Here is a 19,294-nt window from a genome sequence, read left to right on the forward strand (position 1 = left end):
GAGTGGCCCCTGGGGTGAGATGCCGTGAAACGCTCCCCCGGTGCCGTGAACCGGCCTACTGGGCCGGTGAACCGTCACCCCTTGCCGAGCAGGGCGTCCAGCCGCTCGCGGTAGCCCCGGCTGAGCTTCAGGCTGGTGCCGTCGTGGAGGGTGACTTGATACTCGCCGTGGAAAAGCGGCCGGAGCTCCTTTACCCGCTCGACGTTGACGATGGTGGAGCGGTGGATGCGCACGAAACGCCGGGGGTCCAGCTCCTCCTCCATCTCGCGCAGCGACTGGCGGACGAGGTGCTTCTGCGCGCCGGCATGCACCTGGATGTAGTTGTCCTCGGCTTCCAGCCAGTCGATCTCGCCCACGGGCAGGAAGGCCATCCGGCCCATGTCCTTGAGCACCAGCCGCTCCACGTAGCGGGGCGCGGGCGGCGGGGTGGGCGCGGGAAGGGAGGTGCCCAGCATCTCCGCGAGCTCGCGCGCCGCGCGCTGAACGCGCACGCCCTTCACGTGCTCCTTGGCGCGGGCCAGCACCTGGGCGAAGCGCTCGTCATCGAAGGGCTTGAGCAGGTAGTCCAGGGCCCGGAACTCGAAGGCCTTGAGGGCGTAGTTCTCGTAGGCGGTGACGAAGATGACGGCGGCGGTGCGCTCGTCTCCGAGCTCGCTGAGGACCTGGAATCCATCCTTGCCCGCCATCTCCACGTCCAGGAAGACCACCTCGACGGGCTCGGACTGCCGGCGCAGGGCCTCCACGGCCTGGGAGCCATTGGCGCACTGGCCTACCACCTCCACCTCGTGGTCGGCGGCCAGCAGCGCGCACAGGCTCTCGCGGGCGATGCGCTCGTCATCCACCACCAGCGCGCGGATGGGAGGCGGGGGCGGCGCCAGGCTCATGAGCGCTGCTCCGCGCCCACGCGGCGGAAGGGAATGGCCACCTCGGCCAGGGCACCACCGCCCTCGGCGGGCAACAGCTCCAGCCGGTGCGCGTCACCATAGAGGTGGCGCAGCCGGGCGCGGGTGTTGGTCAGGCCGATGCCGCCCTCTTCGGGCACTCCGGGCTCGGGCTTCTCGCGCTCGATGGGCCCATGGCCCATGTCCCGCACGCGCAGCCACAGCATGTCCGCCTCGCGGGTGATGTGGATGTCCACCCGGTTCTCCCCCTCGTCCCCGCGCGAGCCGTGGCGCACGGCGTTCTCCACCAGGGGCTGCAGCAGCAGGTGGGGCACCAGCGCGTCGCTGGCCTCGGGGTCCACCTCGATGTGGGTGCGCAGCCGATCCTGGAAGCGCAGTTGCTCGACGCGCAGGTAGCGGCCCACGAAGTCCAGCTCCTGGCGCAGGGGGACTTCCTGGGCACCGTCGCTGCGCAGCACCGCGCGCAGCAGATCCGCCAGACCCGCCGTCATCTGCACGGCGCCGCGCGAGTCACCGGTGCGGATGAGGCCCGAGATGGTGTTGAGCGCGTTGAAGAGGAAATGGGGGCGCAGCTGCATCTGCAGGGCGAAGAACTGGGCGCGCAGCAGCTGGCTCTCCAGCTCGGCGGTGCGCAGGCGGCGCTCGACATACAAGCGGTGGTAGCGCAGCGCGTGGCTCAGGCTGGCCACGGCGAAGTAGCTGAAGAAGTTGACGAAGAAGCCCTTGAGCAGACTGTCCACCCAGGGCTTGGGCGGCGCGCCCATCCATCGATCGAGCAGGAGCCACACCGCCACGTCCATCACCCAGAAGAGGACGAGCAGCGCCACATGCACTCCCAGGTGGAGCGCCCAGCGGCGCTGGCCCAGCGGGAAGCGCTCCGACGCTGCGAAGATGCACGGGGTCATCAGCACCCACAGCAGGCCCCCTCCCATGGCGTTGACCCACCAGACGCGATCTGGCGCGGGGGTGCCATAGAGCAGGGCGGACGCTGACTGCTGCCCGAAGGACACCAGGAAGACGGCGCCCCAACCCAGGAAGGCAAGCGCCAGCAGGCGCCAGTCCCAGGGCGAAAACTCGGCCTTTGATGTGCGTTGAGGGGAGAGCAAGGCAGGTCAATGGTTCATGCGTCCGACCGCCCTGTCAATCGAGGCCCCGGCGAACAGCCGGCAACAGGAGTGTCCTGGTGCCATGATGTTCACGGCGCGAGGAGACAGGAACAGTGAGCGGACAGGACAAGGAACTGGCGCGGTTGCGCGCGCGGCCGGGAACTTCCCGAGAGCCCGCGCCGCCTCCCGGCATGCACCCGCTGGGGCTGTCGCTCTTGAAGGATGGGCGGCTCTTCGTGCCCACCTCCTATACACCCGACCGACCCGCGACCTTCGCGCTGGTGCTGCACGGGGCGAGCGGCGACGGGCGGCGCGCGCTGGAGCCACTGGTGGCCTTCGCCGAAGAAGCGGGCATGGTGCTGCTCGCCCCGGACGCGCGAGGCCCCAGCTGGGACCGAGTCTGGCTGCGCGGGTGGGGCCCGGATGTGCGCTACATCGACCGGGCACTCGAACACGCCTTCGCGAGGTTCGCGGTGGACCCGCGTCGTCTCGTGGTGCTGGGCTTCTCGGACGGAGCCTCCTACGCGCTGTCGCTCGGGCTGACCAACGGGGACCTCTTCAGCCACATCGTCGCGCTGTCACCCGGGTTCGCCGTGCCGGAGACGCTGCGTGGTAGCCCGCGCGTCTTCGTCTCCCAGGGCCTGAGCGACTCGGTGCTCCCGGTGGACAAGTGCGGCCGCAAGGTGGTCTCACAGATGGAGAAGGCGGGCCTGCGCGTGCGTTACCGCGAGTTCGACGGGGGCCACGAGGTGCCGCCCGCGGTGGCGCGCGAGGCGTTCGACTTCTTCACTGGCCCCGACTCCACGGACTGAGCGGCGTCAGCTTCGGATGCTCGAGCGCTGAAGGTATTCGCCCAGCTCGCGCATCAACCGATCCGCCATGTCCCGGGCGGTGGGCAGCCAGGCCACCGTGAAGCGGGCATCCAGACCGGTCCGCCGGATGCGGTCCAGCCACTGGTACGCCACCCGCTCCGAGTAGCCGGCGATGAGGGCCGCCTCGTGCAGCAGGGAGTATTCCCGCATCAGCCAGGTGCTGAAGGTGATGGGGTCGTCCGAGCCCACGGCGATGGGCACCGGTGGCGGCGCATTCCCCTGGGGCTCCGGCGGGTTGAGGCGAAGGATGGGATGGTTGCGCAGGTCCAGCAGGTCGCCGATCAGCAGGTTGCTGGAAGGATTGATCTCCACCACGAGCCCCCGGATCTCCACACCGCGTCGCAGCGCGTTCTGAACGGAGTAGAGCGCCGCCACCTCGGAGGCATCCAGGGTGATGTCCACGGGCTCCTGTCCGCGCTGGAAGACCTGCTCGTCCTCGCGGTAGCGGAGCAGGATCTTCCGAACCATCGGGAAGTAGCGAATGTGCTCGGGATCGAGGGTGAGCACCGCGCGAGCGAACGCATCCAGGCTGCCCTCCGCCCGGACCCTCCCGATCGGGGCGCAGAAGAGCTGGTGCAGCACATGGTGGACCTCGGCCAGCACCTGCGGCTCGTAGCTGTGCCGGAAGATGCTACTGGACAGCTCGCGGATGCGGTTCTCCACCTGCTCCGGCCGGCCGGGAGGCGCCTCCGCGCGGAGCTCGGGGGCGATGCGGTAGCTGCTGTATAGCCGCCACTCGAAGATCAGGTCCCACAACCAATCCTCCGCCGTCATCATCACTGAGCCGGACGACTCCGCCCAGAGACGAGGCTCCACGCCAAGCGCCGTGGCGTGGCCCAGCCGTCCCCCGGAGCGGGTCAGCAGGTACTGGATGCATTCGAAGATGCGTCGAAGGCCCTCCATCAGGTGACGGAAGTCCTCGCCCACATGGGCCGTCAGGCGCAGCGGTGGCGGCGAATGGCGACCCTGCCAGGCGGCGGCGGTCGTCGCGGCTAGGTTCGCCTCCGCTTGGACGTAGCGATAGAGGGGGACCATCACCCAGGTGGGCTCGCCCAGCTCGTAGGAGGCCACGTCCAACCCTCGCAGGAGCCACAGCACCGAGGGCACGTTGCGCACCAACTCCACCATGGCCCGGGCGCGCACCGCCTGGTTCTCGAAGAAGTCCGCGTAGCGGCCCCCCGGCCGCAGCAGATCATCGGGCCGGGGCTCGGCATGCGTCCGACGGTCGCCCGCGGGCGGCACACCAGCAGCCCACAGCCTGCCCGGGTCATGCTCCTTGATGAAGTGGATGAGCACGCCGAACTCAGGCTCGCGCCGGCCATGCCGAGGCGCATCGGTCGTCCCAATCACGTGCTTCCACGAGCGGGTGAGCGTCCAGAGCTCCTCTGCCAGCCCATACGAGCTGAGCGCGGGGCCAATGCGCACCTCCAGGGCGGAGAGGTGCTGGGACCGCCCCGCCACGTGGAAGGACACCTCGGCGCGCGCGGCATACAGCGGCTTGCTCGCCCACCGCAGGCGGTCATAGAAGCGGACGAACCACTGCAGGCCCGCGGTCAACGGCCGCTGCACCACCGTGCGGTAGTACACGCACCGGATCCGCAGCACCTGCCAGAAGAGCCGGCGGAAAAAGGGATCCGCCGAGCCAGGAGAGGCGCCCTGCTCGTGCTCCTCCTGCTCGCACTCCACGAGGTAGCGCAGGCCCTGGCGCATCAACCATCGCTCCCCTCCGTTGGGAGTGTGCAGCCCCAAGCGGATGGAGATGGGGTCACAGTACCGCCAGACCTCCTCGAGCTTCTCGATGGGCCGGGACGGCAGGGTGCTGCCCACCGGGTGGAGCTGCCCATAGAGGTCCTTCAGCCGATAGAACTCGGGAAGCTCCGAGTCCCTCCCGTGCGACAGGGCCTGGATGGCCTGGTACAGCCTCATCAGCCGATAGATGGGCCAGGCGGGCGAATGGCCCAGCGCGTCCACGAATCCCTGCAGGCGAAGAGAAGGGATGCTCTCCCGGCGGATGCAGAACTCGGCGAGCACGCAGCGGACCACGGCGGCGGTCAGCACCCAGCTCATCATCACCTCGCCTGTCTCGAACGGGAGGCCGGGGCTCTCCAGCTCCTTGTGCGAGAGGGTGGGGTCGGCCAGCCTCGCCAACAACGAGGCCCAGAGGATGGAGAAGTCCATGCCCGCGCCCACGTGGTGGTGGATCTCCGCGGTGCCAGTGTCCACCAGCCTGCGGAGCAGCAGGGGCGGCTCGACATCCACCTGGGAGGGTGCCGGCTCCACGGGCATGGAAGAGAGCAGCAGGTCCTCTGGGAGCGCGAACGTGAGCCAGCGGTAGTGCATGGAAGCCTCGAAGGCGTTGACCTCGAAGCTCTGGAGCACCTCGGTGACGCCGGAGCGGGGCTCGAGAAAGCTCTGCGCCAGGTTGCGCAGGTAGCGCAGCATGGAGACTGGCTGCAGGGACGAGATGCGTCGGCGTCCCGGCACCTCGCCGAACCAGAAGAAGTTGCGCGCGATGATGAGCCTGTCCAGGGACCAGCCGCTGGCGTGCTCCGACAGGGACTGCTCGCACTGCTGCCAGAGCGCGCGGGTGGGTTCTCCCCTCCGGGGGTCGAGCTCCGGGTTGAGCTCGACCATGGCGCTGCGAAACGCCGTCAGGCTGACCAGCGGATAGCTGGCGATCTCGGAGCGGACATAAGCCTCGGGGACCCGTCTGGGCGCCAGGGTGGCGCTGGGAGGCGTATGGGGACCGCTCATAGCTTGATGCCCCGCTCCCCCTCGGTCTCCAGGTCCCCCACGGTCTCCAGCCACTTGTCACAGGACTGGTGGAGCCAGCCGCGGAGGAAGCGGGCGCTGAAGCCCCGGCTGGTGCGAGCCGCCTCCTGATAGGCCTGGAAGGTTCGGGAGCGCTCCAGCACCTCGATCACCAGCTCGCGCCGACGTGCTTCGATGAAGGGGTTGTTCTCCTGCCAGATGCTCTTCCAGAGGGAGACGGGGAACTTCTCCTCCATCTCCTTCAGCAGCCACTCATGATTCGTGAGGAAGGGAGGTGGCAGGAACTCCGGGTGCAGCATCAGGGGCAGGGTCTGCTCGAGCCAGAGGCGGGAGATCCACAGCGTGTCATAGCCACCGCTCTGCTCCCGGGCCCTCGCGAAGAGATTCTCGACGCGGGTGGCGACCGCCCGCTGGTAGTTCGGGAGCAGCTCCTCGGCATCGAACCTACGAGGCGGCAACGTCTCGCCCGGGACCTTCTCGCTCGCCTTGCCCGGGGGCACCACTTCGGTGAGCTGCGCCCAGTCCCACCTGCCGCGATGCTCGCTCGCGACCGAGCAGACGTTGTCGATCCACGCGGCCATGACGAGGTTGAAGCGAGCTTCCGCGAATTCCTTCTGGACGAGCTGGTCACCCGCGGGCTGGAAGAGCTTCGTGGTGCGGTGAAGGAAGGCCCTCCATTGAATGACGAAGATGGAGAAGTCGATGAAGGTGTCCCAGCTGGGAGGCAACCACCAGAAGTCGAGTTCGGTGAGCTGCGAGGGCTGCAGCAATGCCTGATGCACGGTCACCACCAGCTCGGGAGCGGTCTCGAGCGGGATGAACGAGACGTTCATCACCCGCCCTTCCTGGGTGAGCACCAGCAGATCGTGCAGCAGCATGAACCAGCCCGCGACCGCCGGAGGCAGCGGCACCGCTCTGCCAGGTTTGTCGAGATCGTGCAGCTCGAGGATGTCGTCCTGGAAGTGCCGCAGGTGCAGCTCGGTGCGCAGCAGGGGGTACTGCTCGGTGCTCACCAGCGGGTGTCCTTCGACGCTCTGCGGAGGATGTGTGCTGGGAGCATGCCTGTCCGGCATCTGCCTGCTCCATTGGGGGTTCCACTCCAACACGTCGGACAGGGTGGTGCGCTTGAGCTTGCGCACGGGCTTGCCCGTGAGGTCCAGGACGACGCGGTTCAGGGTGTTGCGACGCATGATGCGGTTGAGGAGCTGCTCACTGGCCCAGGCCGGTAGCTCGCTCTCGTCGATGGCGGTGCGCAGCATTCCCTCGGCGACGTGGATGACCCGCTCCGCACAACTGGGGCATGGCACCTTGGCGTGGTCCAGCGTCTTCTGGCACTGCTCCTTCTGCTGGTGCGCGGCCTTGAGCGACTGCCAGAGATCCAGGGCGGTCCGAGCCGACAAGGTCAGGGCGAGCCTGGCCGCATAGGTGAAGATGGGCCCATCCTGCTCCGCGCTCCCCGTGCGGGACTGGCCGTCCGCTCCCTTCGCCCTTTGTTCGCCCCGCCCGTTCTCCGCCGATTGCTCTCGCAGGACGTCGAGGTACTCCGCTCGTACCAGGTCGCCGAGCCGCCCTCGGACATCGAAGAGGTCCGCGAAGTACTTCAGGTTGGGTGAGGCCTGGGTCCTGCCAGCCAGGTAGAGATCCTTCAGGAAGTCCGCGAGACACTTCGTGTCCTGGGCATCACCGCCGGCCAGGATGGGCGCGGCCCGGAACTCCCAGGCGGCCCTGGGGGTGACCGACGCGATCTGGATGCGATGGATGGGAGGAAGCACCCGGCGCATGGCGGCGGCGGCCTGGCGGCGGGCAATGGAAAGGGTCTCTTCTCGCGCCTTGGTCCCGAGCGGCGCGTGGCCGGACGAGGACAGCTCTGCCTGGAAGGTCCGCTCCAGGAAGAGCTGGAACTCGGCGCGCCCGGCGGCGAGGACGAACCAGAGCCTTCGACTGGCCACCATCCGCGTCAGCTTGAGGATGAGGTGCAGGTGCTGGATGCTGCGATCGACGTTGTCGATGGGCAGCACCAGCAGGACCCTTTTGTTCTCGCTGCCCTGACCGAAGCGCCGCGCGGCCAGGAGGCTGGAGACGGCATCCATGGCCTTGAAGAAGTTCTGGCGGAAGGTGGCGTAGATCTCCGCGGCCTTGATCTGCTGATCCGCGCGCTGGCGGGGATCCTGTCCCTGCGCCTGGATGTCCTCCCACATGAAGGTGGCATCCCGGACGAGCTTGTCGATCTTCCCATAGGGGTCATCCAGCCCCTCCTCGAGGAGCGAGGGAGGAGCCCATCGCTCCCGTCCTGGGACATTGCGACCGGAGTCCAGCGCATTGCGGACGCGGACCAGCAACGTGGCCAGCAGGTTGGCCTGCGCTGGGATGGGCTCCATGTCGAGGGCGTCCAACCAGACCAGGCGCTGATGGAGCTCACCGAGCTTGGTGCTCAGCAGCGAGAGCCGGGTGGGCTCCTTCTGTGGCTCGACCTTGAGGAACTCGTGGGGGACACGCAGGGCGTAGGAGGCCGACAGCAGGATGGTGGTCTTGCCAAAGCCCCGGTCTCCGGAGACGAGCGCGCTCGTGGCGAGCTGCTCCTCCTTCTCCTGGTGCTGGGGCGAATCGCCCGACACCGCCGTGCCGGAGGCCGAGTGCAGCCAGGTGATGAGCTCTTCCAGGGCGTCCTGGGTGGTCGGGAGGAGATCGTGCCACTTGAGCGCCGTGGCCTCGGGCCTGGGGCCCCGCTCGGTGCCAAACGCGCTCCGGGGCGAGCTGCTCGCAGTCGGATCCATTCCCGCGCCTCCTCCGTCTTCCATGAGACAGAGGTGGACCTGACGAAGTGCCGGAGAAAACGGCCCCAAGGGAGGAGCGACCGAGGTGGCGCGGAACTCGTTCGGATGGCCGCCGCCCCCTCCCTCGCGAACCCTTTCGTTTCCAGCTCCGAGGGGCCGCGCTTAACCTGCCGCCCATGACACCTTCCCTGTCTCGGCAGCGTTTCACCTGGAGCACCCTGCTCGCCCTCCTGGCCGCGAGCCTGCTCACCGCCTGCTTCGGCCGCGCCACCCACGACGATGCGGCCGCCAGCTGGTACGGAACCTGGAGCGTCGCGCCGCAGGACTACAACGAGCCGTTCCCTACCCCTCTCCCGCCGCTCGTCTTCAGCAACCAGACGATCCGACAGGTGCTGCGCACCTCGGCCGGCGGCAAGGAAGTGCGCGTGCGCTTCAGCAACGTGTTCGGCAAGGCTCCGCTCAAGATCGACGGCGCGAGCATCGCGCGGGCACAGAGCGGCGCCAGCATCGCGCCCGCTTCCAGCACCGAGCTCAAGTTCAACGGCCAGCCCTCCGTGTCCATCCCCGCCGGTGAGGAGCTGTGGAGCGACCCCGCGGCGCTCGCGGTGGAGGCGGAGACCGACTTGGCCGTGAGCCTGTTCCTCGCCTCGGACACCCCCGCGTCCACCCAGCACATGTTTGCCCTGCGGGACAACTATGTGGCCGCTGGCAACGCCCTGGCCACGGACACCCTCTCCAACCCCGAGACGCGCACTTCGTACTTCTTCATCACTGGCGTCGATGTACGGAGCAGCGCCAGGGCCAGCGTGGTGGTGGCCTTCGGTGACTCCATCACGGACGGGGTGGGTTCCACGCCCGGCAGCAACCGCCGGTGGACCGACTTCCTGGTCCGTCGCCTGCGGGCCGAGGGCAACATCGGCACCGTCAGCGTGCTGAACGCGGGCATCAGCGGCGGGCGGATCCTCACGGACGTGATGGGTCCCAAGGGCGTCGACCGCTTCGAGCGTGACGTGCTCGGCCAGAGCGGCGTCAGCCACGTCATCATCCTGCTGGGCATCAACGACATCGGCTTCGCCTCCTTCGTCCCGAACCAGGAGGTGAGCGTGGAGCAGATGACCGCGGGCCTCCAGTCGATGATCGACAAGGCCAAGGCCCGGGGCGTCAAGGTGCTCGTGGGCACGCTGCTGCCCTACAAGGGCGCGGCGGTCGCGGGCACCTCCTACTACCAGGAGGCCCACGAGCCCAAGCGGCAGGCCTTCAACGCCTGGATCCGCGAGAACAAGACGCTCGACGGGGTGATCGACTTCGCCGACATCATGAAGAACCCGGCCGACCCCCTGGCGATCCTGCCGGCCTATGACAGCGGCGACCGCCTGCACCCGAGCGATGCGGGCTACGAGGCCATGGCCAGGGCGATCGACCTCGCGCTGATCACCTCGAAGCCCTGAGGCCTCAGGCCTCCGCCACCGCGTCAGCCGGTCCCGCCAGCGCCGCGCGGATCTCCTCGCGCAGCGCCAGGAGCTCCGCGGGCATCGCCTCGGGCGCGAAGCCCGCGTCCATCTCCCGGGCCACGCCCTCCAGCTTGAGCCGCCACGCGGAGAGCTCCTCGACGGCGCTGTCCATCGGCCGTCCCCCCAGCACCTCGCGGCCCGCCCGAGCGATGCGCTGCGCCCGGGCCAGAGGGCCCGCGCTCGCCTCCAGCGCCGCCGCCGCGAGTGCCGGGTTCTCCGTGGAGGCCAACAGCTCGCGCAGCACCTCGCGCGCCAGCGCCTGCCCCTCCTTGGTGGGCACCGCGTAGATGAGCGGCCACAGGTCCGCCACGCCCGGCACCCGCCGCCCCGCCAGGGCCGCCGCCGCCGCGATGAGCCGCTGCACCTTCACCGCGCGCCGGTCCGACAGCCCGATTCCCGCCGCCCGCAGTGTGCGCAGTCCATGGGCCAGGTGGGGGCGCACCGGCGCCAGATCCGCCTCCTGCGCCGCTCGGGCCAGGACATCCAGAGACACCAGCGAGGCCGTGCGTGCCTCCGTGTCGCGCCACAGCGAGGCGCCTCCCGCCAGCAGCTCCTCCAGGCGCGGATCCGGCACGGACTCGACGAAGATGCGCGCCAGGAACCGGTCCGCGAACGCCGCCAGCGACTCCTCCTCGGGCAGCCCGTTGGAGGCGCCCACACACACGCGCAGGGGACACTTCATCCGGGTGTGGCCCCGACGGAAGATGCGCTCGTTGAGTACACCCAGCAGCGTGTTGAGGATGGCGGTGGAGCCGAGGAACACCTCGTCCAGGAAGGCCACGTCCGCCTCGGGCAGCATGCCGGCCGTCTCCGTCTCCACCAGCCCCTCGCGCAGCTTGCGCAGGTCCACCGGCCCGAAGATCTCCGACGGCTCGGTGAAGCGGCCGAGCAGGTACTCGAAATAGCTGCCCCCCAGGGCCCGGGCAGTGCGGCGCACGGCCTCGCTCTTGGCGGTGCCCGGAGGCCCGATGACGAGCAGGTGCTCGCCCGCCACGGCGGACAGGGCGACCAGCTCCACCATGGCCTCTCGCTCCACCAGGCCCCGGCCGGCGTCGGCGAGGGCATCCCGGAGCGAGGCGGCGGCGTCTTCGAAGGACAGGGACATGGACGCGCAGTGTATGAGGCCCGACGGGGGATTCGGAACGACGAGCCATACCCGAGGGGCGGTGGACCGGCCCCCGCCCCCGAGGGCTATGCTTCAGGGGTGATGCAACCTGTATCGAAGCTCGGAGTGTTGCTGGGGCTGCTGCTGTACGCGGGAGCGGCCCAGGCCGGAGAGTGGCGCGGGTACCTGTCGCTGGGCGCGGGGATGGCGCTGGACCACATGAGCGAGTGGGACGCCAAGGGCGCCGCCATCAACGCCTACTTTGGAGTGGAGGCTCCCGTAGGCCTGTCCCTGGGCATCTACGGCGAGGCGGCGGAGACATGGGGCCAGAAGCTCGATGAGCTGCAGCAGCGCTCCCCCGGGCGAATACAGCTCGACTATCGCCAGTACGGGCTGGAGGTCCGCATGCGGGTATTCCGCGAGCGGATGTTCTCGCCCTGGCTGGCGGTGCGGCTGGCCCGTAGCGAGTCCCACCCGCTGACACCGGACGAGTTCGGCCAACTGGTGCGCCAGGAGTTCCAGGCGATGAGCGCCGCGCTGCGCTTCGGCATCGATATGTGGCTGGGCAAGCACTGGGGCGCCACGGCGGCCACCTCGTGGCAGTGGTGTGACGTGCGCTACGAGCAGCAGGCCGCGCGCCAATGCGCCAAGCCCATCAACTCCATCCTCGTCGGGCCCACGCTGCGCTTCTGAGCCTTGCGCGCCCTTCCGACGCGCCGTGTCGAGCGCTAAGGTTCCGCGCATGAACCGCGAATACCACCGCTGGTACAGCCACCGTCTCGGAAGGGACATGGAGTTGCTGCTCTACGGGCACGCGGGCGAGCCGGTGCTGCTGCTCCCCACCAGCCGGGGCCGCTTCTACCAGAACGAGGACTTCGGGCTGGTGGGCGCCATCGCCGACCGCATCCAGGCGGGCCGCTACCTCGTGGTGTGCGCGGACGCCATCGACGAAGAGACCTGGCTCAACCGGCACATGCACCCGCACGACAGGGTGGCGCGGCACGCCGCCTGGGAGTCGTACCTCCTCCATGAGGTGGTGCCCCTGCTGATGAGCCGCAGCACGGGCGGGCGGCTGACGCTGGCCGGGTGCAGCTTCGGCGGCTTCCACACCTACAACATCGGCCTGCGCCACCCGCACGTGTTCCGCCGCCTCATCTCCATGGCCGGCAAGTTCGACACGGCGGACTTCCTCGACGGCTACCACGACGACAGCGTGTACTTCCATTCGTGTACGCAGTGGCTGCCGAACGTGTCGGACCACGCTCAGCTCTCCGCGCTGCAGCGGGTGGAGATGGTGCTGGCGGTGGGCGAGCACGACTTCTGCCGCCCCGCCAACGAGCAGCTCTCCAGCATGCTGTGGAAGAAGGACATCGGGAACCACCTGTCCGTCTGGAACGGTGGCATCCACGACTGGCCGACCTGGCGGCACATGCTGCCCACCTACCTGCCCTGGTAGCTCAGGGGCGCGCCAGGTCGAAGAGGAAGTCGAAGCTCGCGGAGTCGGCGTTGCCGCAGTCGGCCACCGTCACCTGGCCCTTGGAGGAGAGCACCACGCGACCCGCGAGCCGCGCCCGGGTGTTCTGCTCCAGCACCACCCGGCCCTCGAGCTGCTGAACGAGAGGGCCCTGGCGCACACGCGAGTAGCACCCCACGGTTGCCCACGCCGCGGTCACCACGGGCGAGTGGCCCGGGGCCGACGTGAATGCGGGGGACTCATCGCTGATCACCCGGTCGATCCGCGCCTCGCCGCCGATGGCCAGCGTCGCGGGCGCTCCCGCCGCGTCCAGGCCCGCCACATCCAGGTCGAGGAACAGGCAGAGGGTGGTCTCGTCATCGGCGAGCAGGGGCGTCGGGTCCTTGCTGCAGGTGCGGAGCTGCAGCGGATCCGTGCCCACCAGCTCCGAGTCGAACTCGGGGAAGCTCTGCTCGGTGCCACCCTCGGTGTTGGCCTGGAAGACCTTGGCCTCGGTGTCCGAGGAACCGCACGCGAAGAGCGACAGCCACAGCGGTACGGCGACCAGCGACAGGCGGGAGTGGATTCGTGTCATGCCCGCGACGGCTGCAAACCGGGTGCCCCTCTCGCGGCGCGGCGAGTCCCTGCGGAGAGGCTGTCCCCGTGGCCTCACGAGCCTCGAAATTCCGAGGCCCCGCGCCACTTCTCTACCGCGCGTCGCGCGCGACGAGGGCCAGCAGCAGCACCGTCGTGACACAGAAGATCTGGATGCCCAGAAGCGTCATGCCCAGGGCTTTGTGCAAAGCGGGTGCCGACCTCCCGAGGCGTGGAAACGGGGGGTGGTGTGGCCTGTGAGCCGCGCATCCCCGCGAAACCCCTCGGTGCGGGCCGGCCGGGACTCCGACAGGCCCGCCCCTACCCGCCGGGTTTCCGGGACACCGGCGCCATACCTCCGCTCAGGCGCCGCGACCGAGTCCCAGGCGGATGGCGCGCTCCACGGGGGAGTAGGCGCCATCCTCGCGATGAAGCTGAAACGGCTGAGCGGAAAGGAGCGGCGGCTGGGCCATGAAGCGCGGCCGGGTGCCGCGGTGCGGCTGGGCCGCGTGGACCAGGAAGGGATGACAGAGGTAGACGGTGCCTGCCTCTCCCGTGGCCAGCGCGACCGGGCGCTCCGCTGTCGTGTCGAGCCGCTGCGCCACCTCCATGAACGTCAACCCCGCCTCGCCCTCCGGCTCGAGCAGTCGGGCAATGTCCAGGTGGGAGCCCACTCGGATTCGGGTCGGCGCGTCGTCCTCGCCTACGTCCGAGAACAAGAAGAGCATCAACAGGGCGCGGTCTCGCGAGGCCACATTCGCCCGCCAGGAGAAGTAGGAGCTCGGGTCTTCTCCCGGGAAGCTGACGTCGATGTGCCACCCGTCATCCCCCGGAGCGTCGGGGCTCGGGAAGCGGATGGGAAACGTGCCGAGATCGCCGCGAGGCAGCCAGTACCCCGGCCCCACCAGCTCGTTGAAGGCGGCATGCAGCCGAGGGGTGTTCACCGCGCGGCGGAACGGCTCCTGTCCCTGGTAGCCCAGCCGGACGACGGCTTGGGTCCATGTCTTCGGGTCGCCCGGCTCGCACCCCGTGCCACGCCAGAGGAGCTCGCGGCCTTCATCCGCCAGCTCCCGGGGAAAGGCGTGCTCGAGCCGGAGGAAGCCCTGCTCGATGAACTGGCTGATCTGCGCATCCGAGAGTTCCGCCATCGTCTCATGCCTCCAGGGGGCGTAAGGTGCCCGCGCTCAAGCGGTGGAAGCGCCACAGCAGGGCGAGCGCCACGGAGATGAGGCCCCCGCACAGGCCCCACCAGATTCCCACGATGCCCTGGTTCAGCCCGAAGCCCAGCGCCAGCGAGAGCGGCAGGCCAATGCCGTAGTGCCCCACCATGTTGGCGAGGAAGGTGAAGCGCGTCTCCCCCGCCCCGCGCAGCACGCCAGCGCCCACGCCCTGCACCCCGTCGAACACCTGGAAGACGGAGCTGACGATGAGCAGCGGCACCACCAGCGGCACCACGTCCGGCTGCGCGCCGGCCAGGTCCGCCAGCGTCCGCGGGAAGAGGGCGAACACCAGTGCCGACAGCGCCATGAAGCCGGCGCCCCCCGCGAAGGCGATGAAGCCGCTGAGCCGCGCCTGGGGCGTGTTGTGCGCCCCCACCGCCCAGCCCACACGCACGCTGCCCGCGCTGCCAATGCCCAGGGCGATGGTGAAGGAGAGGCTCGCATAGGAGATGGCGATCTGGTGTGCCCCCATGCTCGCCGGGCCCAGCCTGAAGGCCAACGCGGCGGCGAGCGCGAACACGCCGATCTCCGCCGTGAGGTGGGCGCCGATGGGAATGCCGACCCGCGCGGCCTGCTTGAGGTCCGCCCCCACCGGGCGGCGCACGGGGAGCCCTCCCGTGAAGGAGATGGAGCGTACCGCGCTCAGGATGATTCCGAGCTGCAGCAGGGTACACAGCAACGTGGCCAGCGCCGCACCCTCGGCGCCCATGGCGGGGATGCGCCGCAGCGGGCCGAAGCCCTCGGGCAGGATGCCGCCGCCGAACACGAGCAGGATGTCGGCGCCCAGGTTGAAGACGTTGGCCACCACCGTGGCCACCACCAAGGCCCGGGTGCTCGCCGCCGACTGCAGGTAGGAGCGCACCATGAGGAAGGCCAGCATCGGCACGAGGCTGGGCGCGCGCCACAGCAGGTAGGCGCGCGTATCCGTCAGGTCCGCCTCCGCATATCCAACGAACGGCAGCAGGCTGGGAAGCGCCAGCAGCCCCCCCGCCAACACCACTCCCGCGAAGAGCGACATCCACCCGCCCTGCCACAACAGCGCCCGGGCCCGAGAGGAGTTCCGGGCTCCGAAGGCCTGCGACATGAGCGGGTCGAACCCCATCATCAGCCCCATGCCGAAGCCGCTGACGGCGAAGAAGAGGGCGTTGGCCAGGCCCACCGCGGCGAGCGCCGAGGTGCCCGCCCTGGCCACCACCAGCGTGTCGACCAGGCCCATGAGTGCCTGACCGCCCTGGGCGATGGCGATGGGGATGGCGAGCCTCAGCAGCTCGCGAAACTCCTCGCGAGGGGACTTCACGACGGTAGACATGGGCGAGCCGGCCTATAGCGTCTTCTGGCGCGGAATGCGCCTGGAAGACGACGGCCGACAGCTGTCCACCTTGACGGACAAAAAAACGGCCGGCCCGTCCCCCCGAGGACGGACCGGCCGGCCCTGCACCGAAGCCCGAGCGGGCTCCGGCTACGGAGTGAAGCTTGGCTGGAAGGACGTGCTGGCCAGCGGCACCTGCAGGTTGTCCACGTGGGCCACGCGCACGCCCGCGTCGCTGATGGCGTAAACGTAGTCATCGGCCATCACGCTGCGGCGCACGTTGGGCGTCCAGTACCAGGACCAGCCCCGGTAGCTATGCACCTGGTACTGGTCCGCCACGGAGATGGAGCCCAGCGGGGTGAAGCCCGTGGTGGTGTCCACCCGGAACACCTTCAGCTCGCTGCGGAAGCCGCTCCAGTAGTCCGGGCTGGGGGTGTAGTCCGAGAAGGGGATGGCCAGCAGCCCCTTGGCCGGGAAGTAGTTGAAGGCCTTGTGCTCGTAGAGCGCGTCGCTCCAGCCGTAGGCGGTGCCCACCACCTGCGTGAAGGTCTCCTGGGGGTTGGCCAGGTTGGACACGTCGAACATCGACAGCTTCACCGCGCGCGGGCTCGGGTCCGAAGGGTTCTCCGGCACGTGCATGCCGATGGTGATGAGGTGGCTGTCATCCAACGGGTGAATGTAGGTGGAGAAGCCCGGCACCTTCAGCTCGCCCACCTTGCGTGGATTCTCGGGGTTGGACAGGTCGAAGGTGAAGAGCGGATCCACCTGCCGGAAGGTGACGACGTAGCCCTTGTTGCCAATGAAGCGCGCGCTGAAGATGCGCTCACCCTTGGCCAGCTCCTCGCTCTGGCCCGCCTTCCGCAGGAAGCCGTCCCGCTCTCGGAAGGTGGTGAGGCGGTTGGTCGTCTCCGCGGTGCCCCAGGGGTTCTCCTCGGTACGCCGCCACGTGCTCAAAGTGGTGGCCACGCGCAGCACGCCCTCGTGCTCGTCCATGCTGAACTGGTTGAGCAGGTACCCGTCCACCCAGCCGCTGCCGGCGTAGCGCGTCACGCCCGGCTCGCGGATGTCGAACTTGTGCAGGTACGTGTAGTCCCGCTGCCCGTCCTCCGGCCACCACCACCAGTGGCGGCTGGCCATGTAGAGGGCGTCATGGCTCATGTACAGCTCGCCCGGCTCGGCCACCAGGCTGGTGCGGCGCACGGTGGACTCCTGCGCTCCGGTGTCCAGGTTCAGCGTGGCCACGGTGACGAAGCCCAGCTTGGCCGGCGTGTTGCTGCGGTGGAAGTCGCGGCAGTCATAGCCCACCTCCACCCGGGTGCCGTCCGGGCGCTTGCGCCAGCCCTTCGGCAGCCACTGGGCCAGCGAGCGGTCGCGGATGACCTGCTCGTTCTGGTCCATCAGCGCATCCACTGCCTTCTGCAGCCGCGCCTTGTCCTTCCAGAGATCCGGCTCGTAATCAGGCCACCAGCGCAGGCCGTCGGGGTAGCGGAAGTTGTCGTTGAGCACCAGCCGCACCGTGCCCGCCGTGCGGCGCGCGTTGGAGTAGCTGCCCGGCAGGTAGAGCTCATCCACCACCTGCGGCGAGGCCAGGTCGGCCACGTTCACCACCGTCACCTTGGTGGCGTTGCTGCCGTAGTAGCCGTAGCCGCCACAGCTCACGGGCGAGCACGGCGCGTCCATGCCTCCCCCCGGCTTGCTGCCACCGCTGCCCTGCTCCTGGTAGGTGACGGCGGAGAAGATGACGACGCGGTCCTGCTCGGCGAGGAACATCTGCTGCGGCCAACCCTCGAGCGTCAGGCTGCTCATGGCCTGGAGCGACTCGGCGGGCCAGGAGCGGTGCAGGTACAGCTTGTTGCCGGAGATGACGAAGATGCGCGTGCCGTCGTTCTTCACGAAGTCCGCCTCGTCCACCCCCTTCACCTGGTTGTTGGTGTCGGTGTAGTCGTTCGGCTTGCCACCCGGAGCGCCCGCGCCGCTGTCCTGGTTGGGGGGCGCGCCTGGCATGCCGGGAGCGCCGGCCTCGGGCATCCCGCCGTCATCGACGGGTATGCCACCGCCCCGGTCCCAGTAATCCATCATCCGCTTCTGCCAGGAGACCTGCGCGCGCATGTCGAGCACCGCGGTGTCCTCGATATAGGACTCCAGGTCCTCGCACGTGTCGAAGCTCTGCAGCCGCGCCTGCGTCTGCAGCGGCATGTTCCCCGGAAGGCCCTGCTGCTCCGGCCCGGTCTTGTCACTGTCACACCCCGCCACCACCAGGGCCAACCCAAGCCCTCCGAATCGCATCCACTTCATGGAATTCCTCCGTGTTCTCCGGCCCTGCCGAGCCGCCCTCGCCGGGGCGGCCGCGACCGCGTGTCGCGCCGACGTTGCCACCCGCGTGCCAGGAAGCGGCGCTGGGAAATTCAGGAGGTTGGAGGAGCCACGGCCTCTCAGAAAGTTGAGGGACGCGAGGGAAACGAGAGCGAAAAACCGAGAGCGCGCGGCATGACGCGCTGGAGCCGAGCCGCCAGCTCCGAGTCCACTCGCTCCAGGCGCAGCCCCATGCCGGTGGGCGCATGGAAGGCCGAGCCCTGACGCAGGGGGTTGGACCAGGCCACCTGCGCCTCCACGGTGGAGGCCTGGCGCTGGCCGGCCAGCGTCACGCGCAGCGACAGCCGGGTGCCCGTGCGCACCGGGGTCAGCGTGCGCACGAAGAGGCCCTCGGGGCTGGCGTCCGAGCTGAAGCCGGTGAGCAGGGGGCCGCAGCGCGAGGCGAATTCCACCACGGAGAAGAGCGGCACGCGCTCGGCGGCGCGCACCGAGAGCGCGGTGGGGCTGAGCTTCTGCATCACCCGCGTCACCAGCGTGTCGGGCGTCAGCCGCCTGCGCTCCAGCAGCGGCGAGCCGGTGAGCGCCCGCGCCCGTGCGTGGACCTCCGGGGGCTCCTCCACGCCGGCCACCAGCACCAGGGGCTTCCTCGGAAGGGCCGCGCGCAGCCGGTCCGCCAGCGACAGCCCGTCCTGGAAGGCGCAGGAGCGCGACAGGTCGAGGACGAGCCCTCCCAGGCGCGCGCCGTGCGCGGCCACGAGCGCCTCGGCCTCCTCGGCATGGCGCGCGTAGAGCAGGTGGAAGCCCTCGTTCTCGAGCGCTCCCCCGAGGAAGGCGCCCAGGGAGCGGCTGCCCTCCACCAGCAGCACGCCCAGACCCGGAGGCGCATGGCGCGCGTGCTCCCGGGAGGCGCGCACGGCGACCACCTTGGCGGTGAGCGCCTCCAGCTCCATCGGCTTGGGCAGGAAGTCATCCGCGCCCGCGCGCGAGCAGAGCATCACCTCATGGGGGGCGCTGGCGCTGGTGAGCATGACGACAGGCACGCCGCGAGCGGCCGGGTGCGCCTTCACGCGCCGGCACGCCTCGTCGCCCTGCATGCCCGCCATGCGCAGATCCATCAGCACCAGCGCGGGCACGCGCCGCTCCAGCTCGGCCAGGCACGCATTGCCACTCTCCAGGGGCACCGGCTCACAGCCCAGCAGGGAGAGGTGGTCACACACCATCTCTCGCGCCATGCGAGAGTCATCGACCACGAAGATCTCATCCCGCGAGAGCGCTGGTTCCATGGAACAGCCTTAGAGCTGATCCGCCGGGCGGACCATGTAAGGACCTGGGTGCTGTGCGCGGGAGGACGCCGCGAGCGTGC

The 19,294-nt window shown here is 69.3% G+C and carries 14 protein-coding genes; 4 read left to right on the top strand and 10 right to left on the bottom strand.

What is annotated here, in order from left to right:
- Nucleotides 1-74 precede the first annotated feature (74 nt).
- Nucleotides 75-884, bottom strand: coding sequence for a LytR/AlgR family response regulator transcription factor (locus SYV04_RS26815; RefSeq protein WP_321548757.1), 810 nt, complete (start codon nt 882-884; stop codon nt 75-77).
- Complete coding sequence (locus tag SYV04_RS26820; protein ID WP_321548758.1) at nt 881-2,008, bottom strand: sensor histidine kinase; 1,128 nt, start codon at nt 2,006-2,008, stop codon at nt 881-883. The genes SYV04_RS26815 and SYV04_RS26820 overlap by 4 nt, the downstream gene beginning before the upstream one ends.
- A gap of 113 nt (nt 2,009-2,121) precedes the next feature.
- Between SYV04_RS26820 and SYV04_RS26825 the strand changes: the two genes are divergently transcribed.
- The gene (locus SYV04_RS26825) at nt 2,122-2,820 is read left to right on the top strand and encodes an alpha/beta hydrolase (RefSeq protein ID WP_321548759.1); all 699 of its coding nucleotides are present in this window, start codon (nt 2,122-2,124) and stop codon (nt 2,818-2,820) included.
- Nucleotides 2,821-2,826: 6 nt separating this feature from the next.
- Here SYV04_RS26825 and SYV04_RS26830 read toward each other — a convergent pair whose 3' ends face one another.
- Both SYV04_RS26830 and SYV04_RS26835 read right to left on the bottom strand, forming a co-directional pair.
- A complete protein-coding gene (locus SYV04_RS26830) occupies nt 2,827-5,634 on the bottom strand; it encodes a hypothetical protein (protein ID WP_321548760.1) in 2,808 nt (935 codons plus the stop codon).
- Nucleotides 5,631-8,426 (bottom strand): hypothetical protein, encoded by a 2,796-nt coding sequence (locus SYV04_RS26835; RefSeq protein ID WP_321548761.1) that lies wholly within the window; start codon nt 8,424-8,426, stop codon nt 5,631-5,633. Before SYV04_RS26835 ends, SYV04_RS26830 begins: the two co-directional genes overlap by 4 nt.
- A 176-nt stretch (nt 8,427-8,602) precedes the next feature.
- Between SYV04_RS26835 and SYV04_RS26840 the strand changes: the two genes are divergently transcribed.
- A complete protein-coding gene (locus tag SYV04_RS26840) occupies nt 8,603-9,874 on the top strand; it encodes an SGNH/GDSL hydrolase family protein (protein WP_321548762.1) in 1,272 nt (423 codons plus the stop codon).
- Between the two features lie 4 nt (nt 9,875-9,878).
- Here the strand turns inward: SYV04_RS26840 and SYV04_RS26845 are convergent, their stop codons facing one another.
- Nucleotides 9,879-11,042, bottom strand: a complete 1,164-nt coding sequence (locus SYV04_RS26845; RefSeq protein WP_321548763.1) for an AAA family ATPase — start codon at nt 11,040-11,042, stop codon at nt 9,879-9,881.
- Nucleotides 11,043-11,144: 102 nt separating this feature from the next.
- Here SYV04_RS26845 and SYV04_RS26850 point away from each other — a divergent pair, with 102 nt between their 5' ends.
- Together SYV04_RS26850 and SYV04_RS26855 are read left to right on the top strand one after the other, a co-directional pair.
- Entirely contained in the window at nt 11,145-11,735 is a 591-nt protein-coding gene (locus tag SYV04_RS26850) for a hypothetical protein (RefSeq protein WP_321548764.1), read from the top strand.
- 49 nt (nt 11,736-11,784) lie between these two features.
- Nucleotides 11,785-12,498, top strand: a complete 714-nt coding sequence (locus tag SYV04_RS26855; protein ID WP_321548765.1) for an esterase family protein — start codon at nt 11,785-11,787, stop codon at nt 12,496-12,498.
- A gap of 1 nt (nt 12,499) precedes the next feature.
- Here the strand turns inward: SYV04_RS26855 and SYV04_RS26860 are convergent, their stop codons facing one another.
- The 5 genes from SYV04_RS26860 to SYV04_RS26880 all read right to left on the bottom strand — a co-directional run bounded on the left by SYV04_RS26860 (nt 12,500) and on the right by SYV04_RS26880 (nt 19,214).
- Nucleotides 12,500-13,090, bottom strand: a complete 591-nt coding sequence (locus SYV04_RS26860; RefSeq protein WP_321548766.1) for a hypothetical protein — start codon at nt 13,088-13,090, stop codon at nt 12,500-12,502.
- A 361-nt stretch (nt 13,091-13,451) separates the two neighbouring features.
- Complete coding sequence (locus tag SYV04_RS26865; RefSeq protein WP_321548767.1) at nt 13,452-14,237, bottom strand: phytanoyl-CoA dioxygenase family protein; 786 nt, start codon at nt 14,235-14,237, stop codon at nt 13,452-13,454.
- Nucleotides 14,238-14,241: 4 nt separating this feature from the next.
- Nucleotides 14,242-15,618: an MATE family efflux transporter gene (locus SYV04_RS26870; protein WP_321548768.1), complete on the bottom strand. Its 1,377-nt coding sequence runs from the start codon at nt 15,616-15,618 to the stop codon at nt 14,242-14,244.
- 150 nt (nt 15,619-15,768) lie between these two features.
- Nucleotides 15,769-17,913, bottom strand: a complete 2,145-nt coding sequence (locus tag SYV04_RS26875) for a beta-propeller domain-containing protein (RefSeq protein WP_321548769.1) — start codon at nt 17,911-17,913, stop codon at nt 15,769-15,771.
- Nucleotides 17,914-18,050: 137 nt separating this feature from the next.
- Entirely contained in the window at nt 18,051-19,214 is a 1,164-nt protein-coding gene (locus tag SYV04_RS26880; protein ID WP_321548770.1) for a TIGR02266 family protein, read from the bottom strand.
- Nucleotides 19,215-19,294: the final 80 nt, after the last annotated feature.

This window comes from Hyalangium ruber (assembly GCF_034259325.1).
Classification (GTDB): domain Bacteria; phylum Myxococcota; class Myxococcia; order Myxococcales; family Myxococcaceae; genus Hyalangium_A; species Hyalangium_A rubrum.